Genomic DNA, 22291 nt, shown 5'->3' with positions numbered 1-22291 from the left:
AACACTGCCTGAAATAATCGATAAAGAATATGATTTATTACAATGTAATCATTAATTGCGAAAGAATAACCCAGCCGTTATTTATAATATATATTTGTCAGTTTTAGTAATTTAAATAACATAATTAATGTTAATATATAAAACATTTTAAGCACAACGCTATGCGCACTGTCACCCGTTCTACACATCACAGCAATCGTTCGTTTTTTATACTGCCAGGGAATAAAAAAAGGCCCCTGTTGAAATTGCAGGGGCCTGGTACGAGCAAGCATCATATTGGGCGACATGATGCAACGGTAAAAATCATTTGGCCTGATGGCGTTCAATGATTCCTTTCATTTCAGCAACCGCCGCCCCGTCTACGACATAACGCGAATACTCGTCCGCGTGTGCATCTGATGACATGGACAATCCTTGATTACGATAACGCATCGGTGAGGCTTGCCACACTCCCGCGGAGCTATGGACTTCCAGCACTCCGGCATCGAGGAAGTGGTGCAGGTTTTCTGCGCGAACTCCTGCTCCGGCCATGATGATTGGAGTATCACCATAGGCAATAAGTTCCATAATTTTTGATAAACCTTGCAGAGCGTCTGATTTTTGCCCGGAAGTCAGTACCCGGGCAATGCCCAATTGCGCAAGATTATTCATTGTATTTAATGGGTTAGCACACATATCGAAGGCACGATGAAAAGTAACGGCCAACGGACCGGCAGCAGACATTATTTTTTCCATTCGTAGCATATCGACATTACCGTCAACATCGAGAACGCCCGTCACCAGTCCCGGAAAGCCTAATTCGCGGACAGTACGAACATCCTCAAGAATGGCGGCAAACTCGCCGTCACTGTAGCAAAAATCACCACCGCGCGGGCGGATGATCGGATGTACGGGAATCGTTATCTGCTGGCGCACGGATTTAAGCACGCCCAGCGACGGCGTTAAGCCCCCTTCTTTCGGTGCCGCACACAATTCAATTCTGTCAGCGCCATTTTGCTGCGCCGTTAGTGCGCACTCCATGCTGTAACAGCAAATTTCCAGTAATGCCATTTTTGCTCCTTAATTACGCCGACTGCTCGCTGGCGACGATCTCTTCAATGGACCACGGATGAAACTTAATGGTTGTTCTGCCATCGGTGACCGCCAGCGTCGGATTCGGTAATCGCTCATGCTCACCTTTTGGCGAACTGGTTTTAACTGAGATCCCCGGCAGGCTGAGTCCTTCATCAGAAAGCAACGCCAGCGCACGGGCATTCAGCGTTTCTGGCTCGCCCGGCAGAACGATTTCAATATGTTCCCAACCTTCGTGCGGGTAACGTTTTTCCCCGGGCCACGGTAGCTCAACAATGGAAAACTGCCAGTGAGCAACCTGTACCGGCTCATGCAATTTAAACAGACAAATCGGCCTGCCATTGATCATATTTTCTGACAGGAGTTCACCGCACTGTTCAAACCCGCGACGCCAGCGTTCAGCGGTGGCGTTTTGATGGCAACGCAAAGAAATGTGATCGGCAGTCAGCGGAGTGATATCCAATCCCAGACGGCGGGAAAGTTCATCTAATGCGTGGGTAAATCGCGGTAAATCCGATGCAATATCCTGCAGCTCGTCGATAGATTGCCAGTTCGCCATAATCACTCTTCGTCTTTCAGTAAAAGCGTTAATTTACCCTGTTGCCCTGCGCCAACCAACCGCTGATTTCACGCCGCTTCTGATGCAATAGTGAAAACGGCAATACGCCGCGCGCACGTAGCTGACGAAAACAGCCATTTGCAGTATACTCCCGCCCTAATTTCTTTAACTGGTGCGGGCAATTTTTGCTCGCTTCATCAATGTAAGGTATTCCGGTGAATATTCAGGCTCTTCTCTCAGAAAAAGTCCGTCAGGCCATGATTGCGGCAGGCGCGCCTGCGGATTGCGAACCGCAGGTTCGTCAGTCAGCAAAAGTTCAGTTCGGCGACTATCAGGCTAACGGCATGATGGCAGTTGCTAAAAAACTGGGTATGGCACCGCGACAATTAGCAGAGCAGGTGCTGACTCATCTGGATCTTAACGGTATCGCCAGCAAAGTTGAGATCGCCGGTCCAGGCTTTATCAACATTTTCCTTGATCCGGCATTCCTGGCTGAACATGTTCAGCAGGCGCTGGCGTCCGATCGTCTCGGTGTTGCTACGCCAGAAAAACAGACCATTGTGGTTGACTACTCCGCACCGAACGTGGCGAAAGAGATGCACGTCGGTCACCTGCGCTCTACCATTATTGGTGACGCGGCAGTGCGTACTCTGGAGTTCCTCGGTCATAAAGTGATTCGCGCGAACCACGTCGGCGACTGGGGTACTCAGTTCGGTATGCTGATTGCGTGGCTGGAAAAACAGCAGCAGGAAAACGCCGGTGAAATGGAACTGGCTGACCTTGAAGGTTTCTACCGCGATGCGAAAAAGCATTACGATGAAGATGAAGAGTTCGCCGAGCGCGCACGTAACTACGTGGTAAAACTGCAAAGCGGTGACGAATACTTCCGCGAGATGTGGCGCAAACTGGTCGACATCACCATGACGCAGAACCAGATCACCTACGATCGTCTGAACGTGACGCTGACCCGCGATGACGTGATGGGCGAAAGCCTCTACAACCCGATGCTGCCGGGTATCGTAGCGGACCTGAAAGCCAAAGGTCTGGCAGTAGAAAGCGAAGGCGCAACCGTCGTATTCCTTGATGAGTTCAAAAACAAGGAAGGCGAACCGATGGGCGTGATCATTCAGAAGAAAGATGGCGGCTATCTTTACACCACTACTGATATCGCCTGTGCGAAATATCGTTATGAAACACTGCATGCCGATCGCGTGCTGTATTACATCGACTCCCGTCAGCATCAACACCTGATGCAGGCATGGGCGATCGTCCGCAAAGCAGGCTATGTGCCGGAATCCGTACCGCTGGAACACCACATGTTCGGCATGATGCTGGGCAAAGACGGCAAACCGTTCAAAACCCGCGCGGGCGGTACGGTGAAACTGGCCGATCTGCTGGATGAAGCACTGGAGCGTGCACGTCGTCTGGTGGCAGAAAAGAACCCGGATATGCCAGCTGACGAGCTGGAAAAACTGGCCAATGCGGTGGGTATCGGCGCGGTGAAATACGCGGATCTCTCCAAAAACCGTACTACCGACTACATCTTCGACTGGGACAACATGCTGGCGTTTGAGGGTAATACCGCGCCATACATGCAGTATGCTTACACGCGTGTTTTGTCTGTGTTCCGTAAAGCAGAAATTAACGAAGAGCAACTGGCTTCAGCTCCGGTAATCATCCGTGAAGATCGTGAAGCGCAACTGGCTGCTCGTCTGCTGCAGTTTGAAGAAACCCTCACCGTGGTTGCCCGTGAAGGCACGCCGCACGTGATGTGTGCTTACCTGTACGATCTGGCTGGTCTGTTCTCTGGCTTCTACGAGCACTGCCCGATCCTCAGCGCAGAAAACGAAGAAGTGCGTAACAGCCGTCTGAAACTGGCACAACTGACGGCGAAGACGCTGAAGCTGGGTCTGGATACGCTGGGTATTGAGACTGTAGAGCGTATGTAATCGCGTTATGTGTCAAAGGCCGATGTCGCAGTTACGGACATCGGCTTTTTTATCACCGCCGATAATTCACAATCACTTCATTACGTTGTACTTTCAGTGGCGGAATTAACCGCCCACCGCCAGGCACTTCCCAGATAAATCGCAACGGTTCTGCTGCCGCTATACCGGAAAAGGCCACGGTGGTTCCGCTCTGCCCCTCTAATTCGACACAATGAGATTGTGAGCATAAACGTACCCGCAGTCCCGCGGGGGTCGGACCGATAAGCTGATAACGCCACGCCACCAGCGTCATCAATCCTGAAACAGGTTGTCGCGAAGAAAGAGGCGCAGAAGACATCGACTCACCGCGATGATTTAGCGTAATTCCGACACTACTTGCCTGCCACATCCCCTCCCCGGCGGCTTGCGCAATCACCGGAAATAACAGCATAGCCAATAAGGTTCTCATCATTTACCGCCAATTGTCGCCGTCATGCGGATATGTCGGTTATCAGATAGTTCCAGATTCGACAGCACCACTAACTGCGGCAAGCTGCGGCGCAGGAAGCGAGACAATAATGGTCGCAGCGCGTGGTTCACCAACAATACAGGCGGCGCACCCAACATCTCCTGACGGGATAGCGCTTCCTGAGTTTGCGCCAGTAAACGATCCGCCAGCCCTGGCTCCAGTCCGCCCCCGCCCTGCAACGCCTGTAGTAACAAACGTTCCAGCGGTGTATCGAGGCCAATAACATGGACTTCATCTTTGCCGGGGAACCACTGCTGGGTAATCGCTCGCCCCAACGCCACGCGCACGACGGCGGTTAATTCATGCGGATCGCTCTGAATGGGCGCATGCTCCGCCAGCGCTTCGAGAATGGTACGCATGTCGCGAATCGGCACTTTTTCATCGAGCAGATTTTGCAGCACTTTATGTAGCGTGGTGAGCGTGACGACGCCAGGAACGAGATCTTCCGTCAGCTTTGGCATCTCCTGGGCGACGCGATCCAGCAATTGTTGCGCCTCCTGGCGACCAAACAACTCTGCGGCGTGCTGGCTAATGAGATGGTTAAGATGCGTTGCCACCACTGTGCTGGCCTCAACCACGGTGTACCCCTGAATCTGCGCCTGTTCTTTTAGCGCACTTTCGATCCAGATAGCGTTCAGACCAAAAGCCGGATCGACGGTCGCTTCACCAGGTAACGTCCCGGCAGCGGTACCCGGGTTAATTGCCAGCCAGCGCCCCGGATAAGCATCGCCACTGCCAATCTCTACGCCTTTCATCAAAATGCGATAACGGGCCGGTTGCAGATCCATATTGTCACGAATGTGCACCACTGGCGGCAGGAAGCCCATTTCCTGAGCAAATTTCTTACGAATACTACGAATACGGCCCAGCAACTCGCCATCTTGTTGGAAATCAACCATCGGGATCAGTCGATAGCCCACTTCCATTCCCAAAGAATCTTCCAGTTGCACATCATTCCACGTTGCTTCGACTACAACATTATTCTCTGCCATTTTTACCGGTTTTGGTTCGGCAGGCGCTTTTTGATCGCGTCCGCGGATCCACCAGGCCAGCCCGAGCAATCCCGCCGTGAACAGCAAAAATACCAGGTTCGGCATTCCAGGCACCAGCCCGAGTAAACCGAGCACGGCGGCGCTTAACAACATAACGCTTGGATTACTGAAAAGCTGATTCACCATCTGCTCGCCAACATCCTGATCGGTGCTGACACGCGTAACGATGACCCCCGCGGCGGTAGAAATCACCAGTGCCGGGATTTGAGCCACCAGACCGTCGCCAATGGTCAATAGCGTATAACTTTCCGCCGCGTGTCCCATGCTCATGCCATGTTGCAGCACACCGACCAGCAATCCGCCGACAACGTTAATGACCATGATGAGGATCCCGGCGATGGCATCGCCGCGAACAAACTTACTTGCCCCGTCCATTGAGCCGTAAAAATCGGCTTCCTGAGTCACTTCGGAGCGGCGTTTTTTCGCCTCATCTTCACCAATCAATCCGGCGTTAAGGTCGGCGTCAATCGCCATCTGCTTACCCGGCATACCATCGAGAACAAAGCGCGCGCCCACTTCCGCGATACGCCCAGCACCTTTGGTAATGACCATAAAGTTGATGATCACGAGAATGACGAACACCACGATACCGATAGCGAAATTGCCACCAACGAGGAAGTGACCGAACGCTTCGACCACCTTTCCAGCCGCCGCCGCGCCGGTATGCCCTTCCATCAAAATAATACGGGTTGAAGCTACGTTAAGAGCCAGACGCAACAGCGTGGTGAACAGCAGGATTGTCGGAAAGGCGGCAAACTCGAGCGTACGCTGGGTAAACATCGCCACCAGCAACACCATGATCGACAACGCGATATTAAAGGTAAACAGCAGGTCGAGAATGAATGCAGGCAATGGCAGCACCATCATCGACAAAATCAGCAAGATCAAAATCGGTCCGGCAAGGATCTGCCATTGTGTCGATTTCAGATTTGCAGGCAGGCGCAGCATCGCGGCCAGATTACTCATGGGTCGGTTTCTCGTTAATAAAATCCAGGGCTTCCGGCACCGGAAGATGAGTTGGTTGTACAGGGCGCTGTCCACCAGCCAGACGCCAACGTTTCAGTTGCCAGACCCAGGCCAGCACTTCCGCCACGGCGGCATAGAGTTGACCAGGTATTTGTTGACCGATTTCAGCATGTCGATACAGCGCACGCGCCAGCGGAGGCGCTTCGAGGGTCGGGACGTTATTTTCAGCGGCTATTTCACGAATGCGTAATGCCACCAGCCCCGCGCCCTTGGCAACGACTTTTGGCGCACTCATTTTGTTTTCGTCGTACTGCAAAGCCACTGAGTAGTGAGTTGGGTTATTGACGATAACGTCCGCTTTCGGCACATCGGCCATCATCCGCCGCCGCGCCGCAGCTCGCTGCATCTGACGGATTCGCCCTTTGACATGAGGGTCGCCTTCGCTTTGTTTGAACTCATCACGAATATCCTGCCGTGACATACGCAGCTTTTTCAGGTGGCTGAAGATTTGGAAAAAGACGTCAAATCCCACCATCGGAATAACGCCAAGCACCACCAACAACGCGCATAGCCCAACCAGATCCATGGCGTTTCCCATGGCGGTAATCGGAGACTCGGCCATTAAGCGCATCATCTGCGGCCAGTGGTGCCAGAGATAAAACCCCGTCACACTGCCGACCAGGATGGATTTCAGTATCGCTTTCAGCAACTCCGCGCCAGTCTGTGCCGAGAACATCCGTTTAATGCCCGGTAGCGGGTTGAGTTTGGAAAACTTCGGCTGCAAGGATTTGCCGCTAAATACCAGCCCACCCAGCATCACCGGAGAAATGAGCGCCACCAGCACCACGCCGCTAATCAGCGGCAGCAGCGCCAGCATGGCTTCTCTGATCAGCAAAATAATCTGCCCGAGGATCAGGTTCGGGTCATTGATAATACTGTGATCAAAATGCAATCCCGCGGAGAGCATGCCCGACAATCGACGAGCCAGCGACACACCGCCAAACCAGATAACACACACGCCCACTAACAAAATCAGCAGCGACGTTAATTCACGGGAACGCGGGATTTGCCCCTCTTCCCGCGCTTTTTCAAGTCGGTGAGGTGTGGGGGCTTCTGTTTTGTCGTCGCTCTCGTCAGACACGTCGCCAATCCTGGAAAGAGTAATAAGCGTGAATGATGCCAGAGCGCAAAGCGTTCAATGGTTTGAGTAAGGGGTAAAAAAGGCGGGATTTAGGGCTTTTGCCACAGCACATCAGGCATGGTGACATGTTTGTCGGGTACGGCGTAAACGCCTTATCCAACCTTGAAGATCGATGTGACGCGGCCGCGTCACATCAGGCAATACAAATCAGAATCCAAGGCTATCCAACAAATCGTCGACCTGGTCCTGACTGGCTACCACACCGGCTTTGCTGGTATCTACCTGTGGTCCATTCAGCAAACTCTGGCTTTCACGTTTCGGACGTGCATCCTGTTCCGGGATATTTTCCAGCAGCACCATTAGCAACTGGCGTTCAATCTCCTGAATGACATCCATCATTCGTTTAATGACCTGCCCGGTGAGGTCCTGAAAATCCTGCGCCATCATGATTTCCAGCAACTGCGCATTGGTAAAACTGGTATGCGTCGGCACATCCGCCAGAAATTGCCGTGTATCGGTCACCAGTTCGCGAGCGTCGGCAAGATCAATGGGATCGGCAAACCAGCCATCCCAGCGTTGGGTTAACGCTTTTGCTAATTTCTCCATGTGATCCTGATGCGGTTGTGAAGCTTCAACACTGTTGAGCGCCCTTTCCGCAGCCTGGGCAGTCATCTGCACAACGTAGTACAAACGATCGCGGGCATCGGGGATGGCTTCCGCCGCTTCTGCTATGGCCTGGTCCAGCCCCAGCTCCCGCAGACTATCGCGCAGCATACGCGTCAGGCTGCCGATGCGCGCAATGATATCGCCAGCAGAATTTTCATCAGCAGGTTTAATTGATGGTTGCATCATAGTCGCATCCTCACATGCCCAGTTTCTCAAAGATTTTGTTGAGTTTTTCCTCCAGCGTCGCGGCGGTAAATGGCTTAACCACGTAGCCACTGGCCCCCGCTTGTGCTGCGGCAATAATGTTTTCTTTCTTCGCTTCTGCAGTCACCATTAACACCGGCAATGCTGACATCGCGCCATCAGCACGAATCGTTTTCAGCAATTCAAGGCCGTCCATGTTGGGCATGTTCCAGTCGGAGATAACAAAACCATATCCTCCCGCCTGCAACTTATTGAGAGCATCGGCGCCATCCTCCGCTTCCTCAACATTATTAAATCCAAGCTCTTTCAGCAGGTTACGCACGATGCGTCGCATGGTGGAAAAGTCATCCACAACCAAAAATTTAAGCTCTTTATCCGCCATCTCACACTCCTGATTTAAATACGTATCGCCTGTCCGGCACTGATTTTTGCCAGCATTTGCTGGCTTACCTGGCTAAGATCGACCACTTCGCAGACGCCACCCATATTGATGGCCTCGCGCGGCATGCCGAACACCACGCTGCTTGCTTCATTTTGCGCAAGAGTCCATGCCCCCGCCTGACGCATTGCTAACATTCCCGTCGCGCCGTCGTTGCCCATGCCCGTCAGAATCACCCCAACCGCATTACGCCCCGCCTGTTTGGCCACAGAATGAAACAACACATCTACCGATGGCCGATGGCGATTAACCGCCGGGCCATCGTGAATTTTGATTTGATAATTCGCGCCGCTACGCGCCAGTTCCATATGCCGATCGCCCGGGGCGATATAGGCATGCCCCGGCAAGACGCGTTCTCCGTCCTCGGCTTCTTTCACGCCGATTTGGCACAGCTTATTAAGTCTGTCGGCAAAAGAGCGGGTAAAACCGGGCGGCATATGCTGGGTAATTAACAGTGCCGGGCTGGAAAGCGGCAACGGTTGCAATACGTGACGAATCGCCTCAGTTCCCCCCGTTGAGGCGCCAATCGCAATCAGCTTTTCTGAACTCAAGAGCGGTCCGGTCTTCAGCGTTGTCGGTGCCGATAACGGTTTATGCGCAGTAAGGCTTGCCCTTGCTGCCGTACGCACCTTTTCGGCAATCATTTCGCTATACGCCAGCATTCCTTCGCGGATCCCCAGTTGCGGTTTGGTGACAAAATCTATCGCCCCCAACTCCAGAGCACGCAGCGTGACTTCGGAACCTTTGCCTGTCAGAGAAGAAACCATCACTACTGGCATCGGTCGCAAACGCATTAATTTTTCGAGGAAATCCAGTCCGTCCATACGCGGCATTTCGACGTCCAGCGTCAGCACATCAGGATTGAATTTCTTAATCAAATCACGCGCGACCAGAGGATCGGGAGCCGTCGCTACCATTTCCATGTCACTATGACTATTGATGATTTCTGTCATTATCTGGCGCATCAGTGCCGAGTCATCGACCGACAACACCCTGATTTTGCTCATCGTTAATCCTTACTTAGCGCATACACCGTCTGTCCACGCAATGTGAAGCTGCGCTCAAGGTGGCTAAAGTTTTCAGAGTGACCCGCAAACAATAATCCGTCGGGTTTAAGCAGCGGTACAAAGCGGCGCAAAATCTCCTGCTGGGTCGCTTGATCGAAGTAGATCATGACGTTACGACAGAAGATCGCATCGAACGGCCCCGGCGCAGCGTACTGTTTCGCCAGCAAATTCAGCGGGGAAAAATCGATGTAGTTCGCCAGTGCCTTACGCACACGCACCAGCCCTTGATGCGGCCCCGTACCGCGCATGAAGTAGCGCTGGAGTTGTTGCGGCGTCAGGTTTTTCAGCTCTTCATGGCGATAAATGCCGCTTCTGGCTTTCTCCAGCACTTCGGTGTCGATATCGCTGGCGAATACTTTCCAGCGTCCGGGCGCGGTGCCCAGCGTATCCGCCAGCGTCATCGCAATGCTGTAGGGTTCTTCACCTGTCGATGCCGCCGCACTCCATACGCGATACTCGCCAGAGCTGTGGCGGGCGTGCTCCGCGAGCAATGGGAAATGATGCCCCTCGCGGAAAAATGCCGTCAGGTTTGTGGTCAGCGAATTAATAAACGCCTGCCACTCGCCGCTGTGCTGATTAGATTCCAGTAAATTCAGATAATGGCCGAAGTCTGCAAGCCCCAGCGAGCGCAAACGGCGCACCAGGCGGTTGTAAACCATGTCGCGTTTGTGGTCCGCCAGGACTATCCCCGCACGTTGATAGATCAATTGACTTATCCGCCGAAAATGCGCGTCGGAAAGCGCCAGGCGCTCGGTCATCTGTAACAATAAAGACGTTTGCCCGCAGGGCAGAGATGATGTCATAGCGCCTTCTCAGTCACTTCAGGAAACCACTGATTCACCCGTTGTGCCGTTGCCGCCGCTTCTTCTGCCAGTGCGACGTTTTGTTGCATCACCTGATCCATTTGGCTGAAATGACCGAGTGAGTAAATACTCATCAAAATGTTTCCCAGTTTGGATCTTGTTCAGTAATACGCAGTCGCGGCTGTGCGGGTGGTTGTTCAGTGGTTGGACGGGATTGTGGTTTAATCGTTTGCGAGCTTGCAGCCAGACGGAATGTGGAAACTGCTTGCGTTAAACGGCTGGCCTGCTCTTCAAGGGCCGCCGCCGCCGCGGCAGACTCCTGCACCAGCGATGCGTTTTGTTGGGTGACGCGATCCATTTCCGACACTGCCAACGCCACTTGATCGATACCGCGACTCTGTTCATCCGATGCAGAGGCAATCTCGCCCATAATGTCGGTAACACGGGTGACGGCATTGACAATATTCGTCATGGTTTCCCCGGCACTTTCTACCAGCACCGAACCGGTATCAACGCGGGAGGCGGAATCTTCAATCAGCGCTTTGATCTCTTTTGCCGCCTGGGCGCTGCGACTGGCGAGATTACGCACTTCGCCCGCCACCACGGCAAAACCACGCCCCTGTTCCCCTGCTCGGGCGGCTTCAACAGCCGCGTTCAGTGCCAGGATATTGGTCTGGAAAGCAATGCCATCAATAACGCTAATAATGTCAGCAATTTTCTGCGAACTGTCGGCAATTTCGTGCATGGTTTTCACCACACCGTCCACGACTTTGCCACCATGCTGAGCAGTATCGGAGGCACTTTGCGCCAGTTGCGAGGCTTGACGGGCGTTATCGGCGTTCTGTTTCACTGTTGCTGTGAGCTGTTCCATGCTGGCGGCCGTTTCTTCCAGCGCCGATGCCTGCTGTTCAGTACGGGAGGAAAGATCGGTATTCCCCGCAGCAATCTCACGAGTACCAGCATAGATAGCGTCTGAACCTTCTCGCACATGGTTGACCGTGTCAGTCAGAGAGCGTTGCATATGTGAAACGCTCTGTGCCAGGTCGCCCATTTCGCTGCGTCCAGCAATGCTGAGGGTATGCGCCAGATTGCCACCAGCAATTTCCCGGATGTGAGAAATGATCTTCGCTAACGGGTTAAGTAGCATGCGGCGGATGCCGTACCACGCCACCAGCAGAATCAATACCACCACCAGCGCGATAACCGCCAGTTGCCACTGGGCAAATCGGTAATCATCCGCGTTGTCAGTGACGATATCTTGATACCGTTTTTCACTACTGAGGGCGTACTGGGCAAAGGCTTCGCCCATCGCATTTTGCATTCCCTGGGTTGGCTGAGCGAAATAGGCTCCGGTATTGCCATAATCAAGATAATCAATCAGTTCTGTTAATGCTGTGTGATAGTTTTTATATTTTTCGTCGATATTACGACTGGTAGCGACCATTTCAGGTAACGGTGCGATGATTTTGAATTTTTTATAATGGATTGCAGCCTGGGCCAATGTTTTCCTGGCGCTATCAAGCAATTCAACTTTAGCGTTACTTTGTTGATTGGATGAATCCATCATCATCCGCACCGCTGAACGACTCAGGTTAATGCGCGTTTGCAGCATTAAATCCCAGGTTGAGGTCAGCTCGCTTTGTTGTTCCCGTAATTGATTGGAAACCACAAAACTTTTCTGGCTATGGTGAAGAGAAGAAAAAAACAGACTTCCGGAAATAAGCTGTAACAGTGCGAATACCCCCAGCACCATTACCAACAGCGTGACTACGCGGATACGGTTAATCATAAGGCACCTTCCTGAAAACAAGTTGGTTTCGTTATCGGCAGGAAGGAGGGAAACTTTATTTCTGATGCCAGTCATGGCGATATTAAAATGAAAAACCCAATGCGCAGGGCATCGGGCTCATTTCATTTGAGTACAGCTGGATAAATTATGCGACTTCTGATGCCGTGCTATCCAACAGCGCCATCTCTTCGCTATTCAGAAGTTTTTCGATATTAACCAGAATTAGCATGCGATCGCCCAGCGCACCCAGGCCGGTGAGGTATTCTGTGGAAAGCGTCACAGCAAATTCCGGTGCCGGGCGAATTTGTTCCGTCGTCAACGAAAGAACATCTGAAACGCCATCTACCACAATACCGACCACCCGCTGCCCAAGGTTCAGAACGATAACCACCGTGTTATCGTTGTACTCCACATCCACCTGGCTGAACTTAATACGCAAATCGATAATTGGCACAATCACGCCGCGCAGATTAGTGACGCCTTTGATAAACGCGGGTGTATTGGCAATCCGCGTAACCTGATCGTAGCCACGGATCTCCTGCACTTTCAGAATATCGATGCCGTACTCTTCGTCACCGAGGGTAAATACCAGAAACTCCTGGCCTGACGGTTCGCTGGCCAGCTTTGTTACATTTGTCATACCGGTCATATTTATTCCCTTTTTACTCAATCAGGCGGCGGTATTCGCCATACGTTGTTCGCGGTTTATCGCCTGTAAGGCGGAGACATCAACAATCAGTGCCACGCTGCCGTCGCCAAGAATGGTTGCAGCAGAAATGCCAGGAACTTTGCGATAGTTACTTTCAAGGTTTTTAACCACCACCTGATGTTGACCAATTAACTGATCCACCAGCAAGGCGTAGCGGCGACCGCCACTTTGCAGAATGACAACAATCCCCTGTGTAGCTTCGGTTTTCGCGCCTGCGACGTTGAACACTTTCCACAGTTCGACGATGGGCAGATATTCACCACGCACTTCCAGTACTCGCTCGCCGCCTGCCAGTGGATGGAGATCGGCTTCACGAGGTTGTAGTGATTCCATGACGGCGTTCAGCGGCAGAATGAAAACTTCGTCAGCGACGCGTACCGACATGCCATCGAGGATCGCCAGCGTTAGCGGCAGTAAAATGCGGATTGTGGTGCCAACGCCCTGCTTCGACTGGATTTCAACGTGGCCCCCCATCTCCTGGATATTACGTTTGACGACATCCATGCCGACGCCGCGCCCGGAGACATCGGTGACCTGCTCCGCCGTGGAAAAACCAGGGGCGAATATCAACATCGCCACTTCGTCGTCAGTCATGTTGTCGCTAACGCTCAGACCTTGCGAGGCGGCTTTTGCCAGAATCCGCTCTCGATTAAGCCCCGCGCCATCGTCGGTCACTTCGATGCAGATGTTGCCGCCCTGATGTTCGGCAGACAGGATTAAATTTCCAACGCTATCTTTACCCGCAGCGAGTCGTTTTTCTGGCAGTTCAATACCGTGGTCGAGGCTATTGCGTACCAGGTGGGTCAGAGGATCGATAATGCGTTCTATCAGACTCTTGTCGAGTTCGGTGGAACTGCCCACCAGCGTCAGTTCCACCTGTTTGCCAAGTTTACCCGCCAGGTCGCGCACCAGCCGGGGATAGCGGCTAAAGACATATTCCATTGGCATCATGCGAATCGACATCACTGATTCCTGCAAATCGCGGGCGTTACGTTGTAACTGCCCCATGCTGGTAATCAAATCCCCATGATTCACCGGGTCCAGTTCACTGGAGCGCTGGGCCAGCATCGACTGAGTAATCACCAGTTCGCCAACGAGGTTAATCAGCTGATCAACCTTTTCAACCGCCACGCGGATGCTGCTAGATTCGCTGCCGCGCGACGTTTTTTCCCGTTCCACTCGCCCTGCTGGTGCTTGTTCGGCTGCCAGTTTAAGTACCGGTGGCGGGGATATTTTGGGCGCGGACTCTACTTTTTCGAAGGTAATCTGATCGGCCTCAATCACAAAACAGAGCACCGCTTTGATGTCATCTTCGGCGATGTCGCCCGGTAATATTGCCGAGAGAGAATCCGCCCCCTTCACCACATCAGTTAACGTTGTCAGATGCCCCAGCTCTTCTTCCAGTAGATCGACTTCTCCCGCCTTCAGACGCGAAATTAGAATTCGTCGCGGCGACTCACTGTTACCCTGTTCATCTTGCGGTTCACTTTTGGCAACCACACTTAACCGGGCCATGGCGGGTGTCGATTCGCCTTTCGCTTCTATTGCCAGTTGACGTAAGGCCTGGCAGATATAGTCAAAGCTGGCGGCATCCGGCTCTTGCGACTGTTTATAAGCGTCGAGCTGTTCCTGCATGATGTCCTTCGTTTCCAAAAACAGATTGATAATGTCGGTGTTAAGCAGCATTTCACCGCGTCTGGCTTCGTCGAGCAGGTTTTCCATCAGATGCGTGGTTTCCTGCAATACGCTAAAGCCAAAGGTTCCCGCCCCTCCTTTGATGGAGTGGGTCGCACGAAAGATGGCATTCAATTGTTCGGCATCTGGCGCTTCTGGCTGTAAATTCAGCAGATGCTGCTCCATATCGGCCAACAGTTCGTCCGCTTCATCAAAAAATGTCTGGTAAAAATCGCTTATATCCATGCTCACGCTGTCACCTCGATTCGGCTGATGGCATTGTGGAAACACTGACCTGCGGTGTTACCCCAGGTTTTTCCAGGACGCTTACCGGCTCATTCTGACTTTCGGCGTTTTCATGCAAAATGGCCTGTTCGGCTTGTTTATTCAGTACCAACAGACTGATTCGACGATTAACGGCATCATCCGGGCCGCGATCGCTTAAGCGCATGGTCGCCGCCATGCCGACAACGCGTAAAATTTTGCCATCAGCCAGACTTCCCACCATTAGCTCACGGCGCGACGCATTGGCGCGTTCAGTGGAAAGCTCCCAGTTGCTGTAACCTTTCTCACCATTGGCGTAAGGGAAATCATCGGTATGACCGGAAAGGCTGATACGGTTAGGAATACCGTTCAGCACCGGCGCAATGGCGCGCAGAATGTCGCGCATATAGGGCTCGACATCAGCACTACCGGTTTTAAACATCGGGCGATTCTGGCTATCAATTATCTGGATACGTAAACCTTCCTGTACCAGATCGATTTTGAGATGTGGACGCATCGCCCGTAGTTTCGGGTCTGATTCAATAAGCTGGTCGAGATCGCCACGCAATTTCCGCAGCCGACTTTGCTCCATGCGTTTTTTCAGCTCTTCAATGTTCGGCTGCTTATTCACTTCCCCCTGGCTTTGGGTGAAATCATCACCGCCGCCGGGAATTGGGCTTTCGCTATTAGAAATTCGATCGCCGCCCGTTACCGCTGTCGCCAGCGGCGTACGGAAGTATTCCGCAATCTGAATCAGCTCTTTTGGGCTGGAGATGGAGATAAGCCACATCACCAGAAAAAAAGCCATCATCGCGGTCATAAAGTCAGCATAAGCAATCTTCCACGAACCATGTGCTGCGCCGTGGGATTTCGCTTTGCGTCGTTTGACGACAATAATCGGATGCGCTTGATTCTTCATGCTTCCTCGGTTGTCGTCTGTTGTTGCGGATTTTTCACCGCGCGCACATGCTCTTCCAGTTCAACAAACGACGGACGTTCACTGGAATAGAGCGTTTTGCGACCAAATTCAACGGCGATAGGCGGTGCGTAACCGTTCAGATTAGAAAGCAGTGTAACTTTGACGCACTGCATCATTTTGCTGGTTTCGGCGCTTTTCTGGCGCAAAACACTCGCTAACGGGGAAATAAATCCGTAAGCCAATAAGATACCGAGGAAAGTCCCCACCATCGCATGTGCGATGAGCGCCCCCAATTCGGCAGCAGGACGATCGGCTGATCCTAATGCGTGCACCACTCCCATTACGGCCGCAACAATCCCAAACGCAGGAAGAGAGTCTCCGACCAACGCCAGGCTGTTCGCCGGGACTTCCGCCTCGTTTTCGTGCGTTTCTATCTCTTCGTCCATCAGGGCTTCAATTTCGAAGGTATTCATGTGGCCGCTGATAATCAGACGCAGATAATCGACGATAAAATCCAGCATAACGGCATCCGCGAGGATGCGCGGATAACTGGCGAAGATCTCGCTCTCTCGTGGATTTTCAATATCGCGTTCCAGTGAGAACATGCCCATTTGCCGCGATTTCGCCATCAGACGGTAAAGCAACGCCAGCAAATCCATATACATTGCTTTGGTATATTTAGAGCGACGAAACAACAATGGCAGCGCCTTAAGCGTACCTTTGATTGCTTTGCCATTATTGCCGACGATAAACGACCCAATGCCTGCACCGGCAATAATCACCAGTTCAGCGGGTTGATAGAGTGCTCCAAGGCTTCCACCGGTCATCAAATAACCGCCGAAAACTGTACCGAGAACAACCAGGTAACCTAATAAGATAAGCACGACATCATCCTTTCACTGTTGACCATGACAGGATGTTCAGTCGGCAGACGTTACCTTACGGCTGGAGAAAAATAAGCAGCGGCAATTAATTACCGCTGCTGGAGTGTTTCGCCACACCGTATGGGTTAAACAGCCTGTATTCTCTGTTCATCCAGCAGTTGAGGGATAATATCGGCAGGGTTCTGAGAAAGTTTACGTCTTTTTACGGCGCGCGATGGCGGTTGACATAAGCTGCAGGCAAAACTGCCGACAGGTTGATGAGCATGAGTGATAAAATTACCGCCGCAGCAGTTGCAGCTGGAAAGTTGCAGTAAATCGCTTTCGACAAATCGCACCAGAGTCCAGGCGCGGGTTAGCGCCAGCAGTGGTCCGTTTTCGGCTTGTGGGCACTGTTCAAGGTATAAACGATAGGCTTTGATTACCGCATCGACGCCATTACATAACCCGGTTTTCAGTAAAAACTGCCATGCATTACAGAACATCGACGCATGGACATTTTGTTCCCAGGTCATAAACCAGTCGGTAGAGAACGGCAACATCCCTTTCGGCGGCGGGCTTCCGCGCAGCTCTTTATAGAGCTTGATCAGGCGTCCGCGACTTAATTGTGTTTCACTTTCCAGCATCTGCAAACGAGCGCCCAGGGTTATCAACTCCATGGCGAGTTGAATATCACGGGCTTCCTGAACAATGCTTTTTTCACTCATGATCAGGCCCTTTTCTTACGTTGTGCTTCTTCGGGCTGATTAACATCATTCAATAAACGCGTGGAGAGCATAATGCCGGTATGAATTTGCTGGAGATCGTCAACACGGGAATCCTGCGTCAGTTGGTTAATAGTCTGGTGGCTGTCAAAGCGGAATTGACAAATCAGTTGATTGGTTTCGGCCAGTTTAACCATTTGCGGAAGAGTCAGCGTCGCCAGCGTTGTAGCCATTTCTTCATTAATACCGAGACGAAACATGGCGGACGCTTTGTCCTGAACGATCAGACGCTGTGCAAGAAGTAAATATGACAAGTTAATGTCATAAATATGTTTCAGCAACTCGGAGGTATGCATTATTCCCACCCAGAATAACTAACTTTATTTTTTATGCGGTATCACCGCATCCCGTGATGTCGCCGGGAAATCCCGGTAAAAAGTAAATAAAAATGGAATAGTAGCGATCAACGAAAAAACACACAGACATCATAAGAGGTGAAACACGTCTTACACAGAGTGATGCTTTTTACACTTATCTAAGATTTTTCCTAATTCGACGCAACTGTACTCGTCACCACTCATACATACAACGGAGCGGAGCTGCGATTTTCGACAATGTGTGACACGGATCACACAAAACACTCAATTACTTAACATTGATGTATAAGTCATACTTTTGTTTTGCGTATATTTCATTCTGTTAAAAAGTTTTTCAGCTTATCTGTGAGCAAAAATGATGTGGCGGGATAAAATTGAGATGTTGCGCACTGTTAATATAAATCACCGTGAATAACCATATCCCGGATATGGGATAAATATCTATGATCTCTGTAAATCATTAAAAAAACAGCCAATTAAATAATAATATGCCATTTAAAAAAAATTAAGGCTGCCAACAATATCAATGTTAACAAGATGTTTTATTAATATTAACCATTTGTTTAGTGAGAGAAATCAATTTCTCCACTTCCTCATCATCACCCGCATGACTACATAGTAACACTACAATATTGATTAATTATCTTTATTAATGATCATGCTAATATTTGCGTTTTTGACAAAGTTGTTATTGCATCTATAGCTCATTCAGGGTAAAGCTGTGATCTCACCTGAAGTTCATAGAATAAGGAGCAGGTTATGAGTTACGCCAATATTCTTGTTGCCGTTGCTGTCTCACCGGAAAGCCAGCAACTGTTAGCAAAAGCGGTATCTATCGCCCGTCCCGTTAATGGGCGTATCAGTTTAATCACCCTCGCTTCCGATCCAGAAATGTACAATCAATTAGCCGCGCCGATGCTTGAGGATTTACGCAGTGTGATGCATGAAGAAACACAAAACTTTCTGGACAAATTAATTCAGGATGCTGGATATCCCGTTGAAGAAAAGTTTATAGCTTACGGAGAGTTGAGCGAACATATTCTGGCGGTATGCCGTAAACATAAATTCGATTTGGTGATTTGCGGTAATCATAATCACAGTTTCTTTTCGCGAGCATCCTGCTCTGCGAAAAGTGTGATTGCCTCAAGTGAGGTTGATGTGCTGTTGGTTCCGCTTAAGGGAGATTAAGCGCAATTACGCCAGCTTTGGAAAGGTCGCAACTTTATCGCGCTGCTGGCTTTCTGCGCTGCGCGGAACTATCAGCTTTAGGTCGCTAATAAAGCACTCCTGCCAGTGGTTAATATCGTTTTTCACGATAATTTCCAACATTTCTGCATGACGGGAAATACGTTCTGCCAGCGACATAGTCAATGCCCGATTCAACGCCGCCGCGACTTCATCACGATCGTATGGGTTAACGATTAACGCTGACGTCAGTTCATTCGCCGCCCCCGCAAATTGTGAAAGTACCAGTACACCGGGATTGGCAGGATCCTGGGCGGCGACATATTCTTTCGCCACCAGATTCATCCCGTCACGCAGCGGCGTCACTAATCCGACATCGGAATAGCGGAAGATTTTCATCAGTAATTTACGGTCGAAATGCTGGTTCAGATAATAAAGCGGTGTCCAGCCTAATTGCCCATATTTTCCGTTAATTCTCCCAGCTTCATTTTCCAGCTGATGACGAATATCCTGATACGCCTGCACATCACCACGCGAGGTTGGCGCTATCTGGGTATAACGTATTTTGCCATGATGTTGCGGATATTTTTCCAGCAAGGCTTCATAGGCGAGAAAACGCTCAGGCAGACCTTTGGAATAATCCAGTCGTTCGACAGAAAAGATATTTTGTACGCTTTTCAGCTCCGCTTTTAATTGCGCCAGTTTGGGCGGCAGCGGTCCGGCAGCCTGTTTGGCTATTTCATCCGGTTCAATACCAATAGGGTAAACTTCGGTGCGAAATGCCTTGCCCCAGGCCGTATGATTGCGCGAACTACGCGTCGTGACTCGCGTCAGGTTGGAAAGGCAATCCAGAAACGCCAGGCGATCGTTTTCTGTCTGAAACCCCAGCAAATCATAATCACAAAGCTGTTCAAGCAACGTGTTATAAGTCGGCAGCGCGTTGAAAATTTCCGGCGTCGGGAAAGGAATATGCAGGAAGAAACCAATACGATTATTCACGCCACGTTTGCGGAGTTCATGCGCAAATGGCAACAGGTGATAATCGTGGATCCAAATAATGTCATCGTCTTCCAGCAACGGCAGTAATTTATCTGCCAGCAATGCATTCACGCGTAAATAGCCTTCCCAGGCGGAACGCTGAAATTGCACCAGATCGAGTCGATAATGAAATGCGGGCCAGAGAACAGCATTGGAGAATTGGTTGTAGTATTCGTCGAGATCCTTTTCACTGAGGTTAAAAGAGGCCCAGGTGATATTTCCTTTTTTCACCTTTTTTAGCGGCTGATCCTCATTCCCTGTTTCGCCACTCCAGCCAAACCACAGTCCACCTGCGGCTTTCAGCGCCCCCAGTATACCGACAGCAAGGCCACCGGCACTGGCGGCGTGCTCGTCTGGTGGTGCAATCCGGTTAGATACTACGACTAAACGGCTCATAGTCATCACTCCTGTTATTGTCTCTTTTTAGTTGTTGTAATGCGTTGGTTATCATTTCAAGCCAGCGCCAGACATCCGGCACGCCCGCCAGCCGCCATGATGCCTGAGTTGCGCCTGTGCCAATTTTCACTGACATTCCGCCCAGCCTGTTAACGACCGAGAAGCCAGATTCATCGGTTAAGTCATCGCCTAAAAAAATAGGCTTGCGGCCAATAAAGGGAACTTCCTGCATAAATGCGGCAATCGCGTCCCCTTTGCTGGTACGTCTCGGTTTTATCTCAACGACACACTTTCCCTGTTGTAACTCCATTTGCGGCCAAATCTGGGTAATGCGCTGCGCTAATGTCAATAAGGCGTCCTCATGCTGCGGTGCCTGACGATAATGCAGCGCAAAGGCCATCCCTTTAGCCTCAACCTCTACACCGGGAAGCCTGGCGATAGCCGTATGCAGTTGAACGCTAATATCCCGGGCAATCGCTTCCGGCAAATGAACAATATGCGTTTTACCATTGATGTCACGGCGCTCCGCCCCATGCACACCCGCTAACGGGAAGCGATAAGGTTTCGCCAGCGCGTCAAGCTCTACCATTGAGCGCCCTGATATCAATGCCAATGCACCATCACTTGCGGTTGCCAGCAGCTGGAGTCCTTGCAGAATATTTTCAGGTACGACGACCTGATCGGGATGCGGTTTGATTTCCGCCAGCGTTCCATCGAGATCAAAAAACCAGGCATAATTCGCGGATAGTTCAGGGGGTTCGGTTAACGGTTCTGTCACCCGGTACTCCTCCTTATCTTTTTATTGTTCGCGCAGAACGCGCTTTACAGACATGTAAGTATAGACAGTGTGACGAGGCTCGCCATTGGCAAAAAGAACAGCCAACCGTTGTGGCGGTTGGCTGTGGAGGATTTTGGAACTAAATAATGTTCAGATGAAGCATTAAACAGTGCGTTTCGCTTTTTGCTTATAACGGTCGAAGATCACCGCAGCCAGCAGGATTAAGCCACGAACAACATACTGTGCAAACGGAGAAATATTAAGCAGGTTCATGGCGTTTTCCACGGTGCCTAAAATTAAGATACCCGCCACTACATATGAGATTTTTCCGATGCCGCCTTTCAGAGAAACGCCACCTAAAACGCAGGCAGAGATAACAATCAGCTCATAACCAATAGACGTCATTGGCTGGCCGCTGGTCATACGAGAAGCCAGAATGATCCCGGCAATCGCCGATACGAGACCAGAGAGAACGAAGATAATAATTTTGGTACGGACTACCGGTACACCCGCGAGGCGTGCCGCCTCTTCGTTACCGCCAATTGCCAATGTATTACGACCAAACGTGGTTTTGTTCAGCAGCAAACCAAAGACGACCAGGCAAGCCACAGTGAGCCAGATTGGCGCAGGCAGGCCGAACCAGTTGGCGTAACCGAGTGCAAAGAAGCTTTCATCTTCGATGCCCACCGCTTTACCGTCAGAGATAATATACGCCAGACCACGGACAATCTGCATCGTCGCCAGCGTGGTAATCAGGGCGTTGATTTTCAATTTAGCGATAACAAAGCCATTCACCAGGCCGCAGAGAACGCCCAGCAGTAAACCTGCCGCCACGCCAATCCACAAACTTTCGGTCAGGTTAATAACCACCGCAGTGGTTACACCTGCGCAGGCAATCACCGAGGCGACAGAAAGGTCAAAATCACCTGAGGCCAGGCAAAACAACATACCGCAAGCCACCATCCCCGACATGGAGATTGCCAGTCCCAGCCCTTTCATATTAATAAAGGTGGCAAAGTTCGGCACGAAGATGGCACAGGCGATAAAAAGCACTGCGAACACCACCAGCATACCGTACTGATCCCAGATACGCCCGAGGCTGAATGACGACTTAGGTGCGCCAGAACCCGATGTAGAAACAGAAGACATCTT

The 22291-nt window shown here is 51.1% G+C and carries 22 protein-coding genes; 2 read left to right on the top strand and 20 right to left on the bottom strand.

Features of this window, described 5'->3' with window-relative positions; genetic code table 11:
- Positions 1 to 303: 303 nt before the first annotated feature.
- Together cutC and FEK43_RS12240 are read right to left on the bottom strand one after the other, a co-directional pair.
- Complete coding sequence (cutC, locus tag FEK43_RS12245) at positions 304 to 1050, bottom strand: copper homeostasis protein CutC (RefSeq protein WP_135407076.1); 747 nt, start codon at positions 1048 to 1050, stop codon at positions 304 to 306.
- A gap of 13 nt (positions 1051 to 1063) precedes the next feature.
- Positions 1064 to 1630 (bottom strand): VOC family protein, encoded by a 567-nt coding sequence (locus FEK43_RS12240; protein ID WP_130208505.1) that lies wholly within the window; start codon positions 1628 to 1630, stop codon positions 1064 to 1066.
- 215 nt (positions 1631 to 1845) lie between these two features.
- Between FEK43_RS12240 and argS the strand changes: the two genes are divergently transcribed.
- On the top strand, positions 1846 to 3579 hold the full coding sequence (gene argS, locus FEK43_RS12235) for an arginine--tRNA ligase (protein ID WP_130208507.1): 1734 nt from the start codon (positions 1846 to 1848) through the stop codon (positions 3577 to 3579).
- A gap of 52 nt (positions 3580 to 3631) precedes the next feature.
- Here the strand turns inward: argS and flhe are convergent, their stop codons facing one another.
- From flhe to flhD, 15 genes are all read right to left on the bottom strand, one after another.
- Complete coding sequence (gene flhe, locus FEK43_RS12230) at positions 3632 to 4027, bottom strand: flagellar protein FlhE (RefSeq protein WP_167850475.1); 396 nt, start codon at positions 4025 to 4027, stop codon at positions 3632 to 3634.
- Entirely contained in the window at positions 4027 to 6105 is a 2079-nt protein-coding gene (gene flhA / locus FEK43_RS12225) for a flagellar biosynthesis protein FlhA (protein WP_138158563.1), read from the bottom strand. The genes flhe and flhA overlap by 1 nt, the downstream gene beginning before the upstream one ends.
- The gene (gene flhB / locus FEK43_RS12220; protein WP_130208511.1) at positions 6098 to 7246 is read right to left on the bottom strand and encodes a flagellar biosynthesis protein FlhB; all 1149 of its coding nucleotides are present in this window, start codon (positions 7244 to 7246) and stop codon (positions 6098 to 6100) included. Before flhB ends, flhA begins: the two co-directional genes overlap by 8 nt.
- A 207-nt stretch (positions 7247 to 7453) precedes the next feature.
- Positions 7454 to 8098, bottom strand: coding sequence for a protein phosphatase CheZ (gene cheZ / locus FEK43_RS12215; protein WP_135407081.1), 645 nt, complete (start codon positions 8096 to 8098; stop codon positions 7454 to 7456).
- 10 nt (positions 8099 to 8108) lie between these two features.
- The gene (cheY, locus tag FEK43_RS12210; protein ID WP_000763855.1) at positions 8109 to 8498 is read right to left on the bottom strand and encodes a chemotaxis response regulator CheY; all 390 of its coding nucleotides are present in this window, start codon (positions 8496 to 8498) and stop codon (positions 8109 to 8111) included.
- 14 nt (positions 8499 to 8512) lie between these two features.
- On the bottom strand, positions 8513 to 9562 hold the full coding sequence (gene cheB, locus FEK43_RS12205; protein WP_130208515.1) for a protein-glutamate methylesterase/protein glutamine deamidase: 1050 nt from the start codon (positions 9560 to 9562) through the stop codon (positions 8513 to 8515).
- A 2-nt stretch (positions 9563 to 9564) separates the two neighbouring features.
- The gene (gene cheR, locus FEK43_RS12200; protein WP_130208517.1) at positions 9565 to 10425 is read right to left on the bottom strand and encodes a protein-glutamate O-methyltransferase CheR; all 861 of its coding nucleotides are present in this window, start codon (positions 10423 to 10425) and stop codon (positions 9565 to 9567) included.
- Positions 10422 to 10559, bottom strand: coding sequence for a hypothetical protein (locus FEK43_RS22835; protein ID WP_165383289.1), 138 nt, complete (start codon positions 10557 to 10559; stop codon positions 10422 to 10424). The genes cheR and FEK43_RS22835 overlap by 4 nt, the downstream gene beginning before the upstream one ends.
- On the bottom strand, positions 10559 to 12214 hold the full coding sequence (gene tar, locus FEK43_RS12195) for a methyl-accepting chemotaxis protein II (protein ID WP_135407084.1): 1656 nt from the start codon (positions 12212 to 12214) through the stop codon (positions 10559 to 10561). The genes FEK43_RS22835 and tar overlap by 1 nt, the downstream gene beginning before the upstream one ends.
- A 145-nt stretch (positions 12215 to 12359) precedes the next feature.
- Positions 12360 to 12863, bottom strand: a complete 504-nt coding sequence (gene cheW / locus FEK43_RS12190) for a chemotaxis protein CheW (protein WP_130218676.1) — start codon at positions 12861 to 12863, stop codon at positions 12360 to 12362.
- 21 nt (positions 12864 to 12884) lie between these two features.
- Positions 12885 to 14849, bottom strand: coding sequence for a chemotaxis protein CheA (gene cheA, locus FEK43_RS12185; protein WP_138158561.1), 1965 nt, complete (start codon positions 14847 to 14849; stop codon positions 12885 to 12887).
- 4 nt (positions 14850 to 14853) lie between these two features.
- Positions 14854 to 15780: a flagellar motor protein MotB gene (gene motB / locus FEK43_RS12180; RefSeq protein WP_131161115.1), complete on the bottom strand. Its 927-nt coding sequence runs from the start codon at positions 15778 to 15780 to the stop codon at positions 14854 to 14856.
- Positions 15777 to 16664 (bottom strand): flagellar motor stator protein MotA, encoded by an 888-nt coding sequence (motA, locus tag FEK43_RS12175; protein WP_130208527.1) that lies wholly within the window; start codon positions 16662 to 16664, stop codon positions 15777 to 15779. Before motA ends, motB begins: the two co-directional genes overlap by 4 nt.
- 125 nt (positions 16665 to 16789) lie before the next feature.
- On the bottom strand, positions 16790 to 17368 hold the full coding sequence (flhC, locus tag FEK43_RS12170; RefSeq protein WP_064529301.1) for a flagellar transcriptional regulator FlhC: 579 nt from the start codon (positions 17366 to 17368) through the stop codon (positions 16790 to 16792).
- A gap of 2 nt (positions 17369 to 17370) precedes the next feature.
- Positions 17371 to 17721 (bottom strand): flagellar transcriptional regulator FlhD, encoded by a 351-nt coding sequence (gene flhD / locus FEK43_RS12165; RefSeq protein ID WP_130208529.1) that lies wholly within the window; start codon positions 17719 to 17721, stop codon positions 17371 to 17373.
- A 780-nt stretch (positions 17722 to 18501) separates the two neighbouring features.
- Here flhD and uspC point away from each other — a divergent pair.
- Positions 18502 to 18930: a universal stress protein UspC gene (uspC, locus tag FEK43_RS12160; RefSeq protein ID WP_130208531.1), complete on the top strand. Its 429-nt coding sequence runs from the start codon at positions 18502 to 18504 to the stop codon at positions 18928 to 18930.
- 6 nt (positions 18931 to 18936) lie between these two features.
- Here uspC and otsA read toward each other — a convergent pair whose 3' ends face one another.
- The 3 genes from otsA to araH all read right to left on the bottom strand — a co-directional run bounded on the left by otsA (position 18937) and on the right by araH (position 22288).
- Positions 18937 to 20361, bottom strand: a complete 1425-nt coding sequence (otsA, locus tag FEK43_RS12155; protein WP_130208533.1) for an alpha,alpha-trehalose-phosphate synthase — start codon at positions 20359 to 20361, stop codon at positions 18937 to 18939.
- Entirely contained in the window at positions 20336 to 21139 is an 804-nt protein-coding gene (gene otsB / locus FEK43_RS12150) for a trehalose-phosphatase (protein ID WP_135407086.1), read from the bottom strand. The genes otsA and otsB overlap by 26 nt, the downstream gene beginning before the upstream one ends.
- A 162-nt stretch (positions 21140 to 21301) precedes the next feature.
- Positions 21302 to 22288 carry an arabinose ABC transporter permease AraH gene (araH, locus tag FEK43_RS12145; protein ID WP_130208537.1) on the bottom strand — a complete coding sequence of 329 codons (987 nt, stop codon included), beginning with the start codon at positions 22286 to 22288 and terminating at the stop codon, positions 21302 to 21304.
- Positions 22289 to 22291: the final 3 nt, after the last annotated feature.

This window comes from Escherichia sp. E2562 (assembly GCF_005781075.1).
Classification (GTDB): domain Bacteria; phylum Pseudomonadota; class Gammaproteobacteria; order Enterobacterales; family Enterobacteriaceae; genus Escherichia.
The sequence above is the reverse complement of the archived record's forward strand: the minus strand, read 5'-3'. Positions and strand labels throughout refer to the sequence as shown.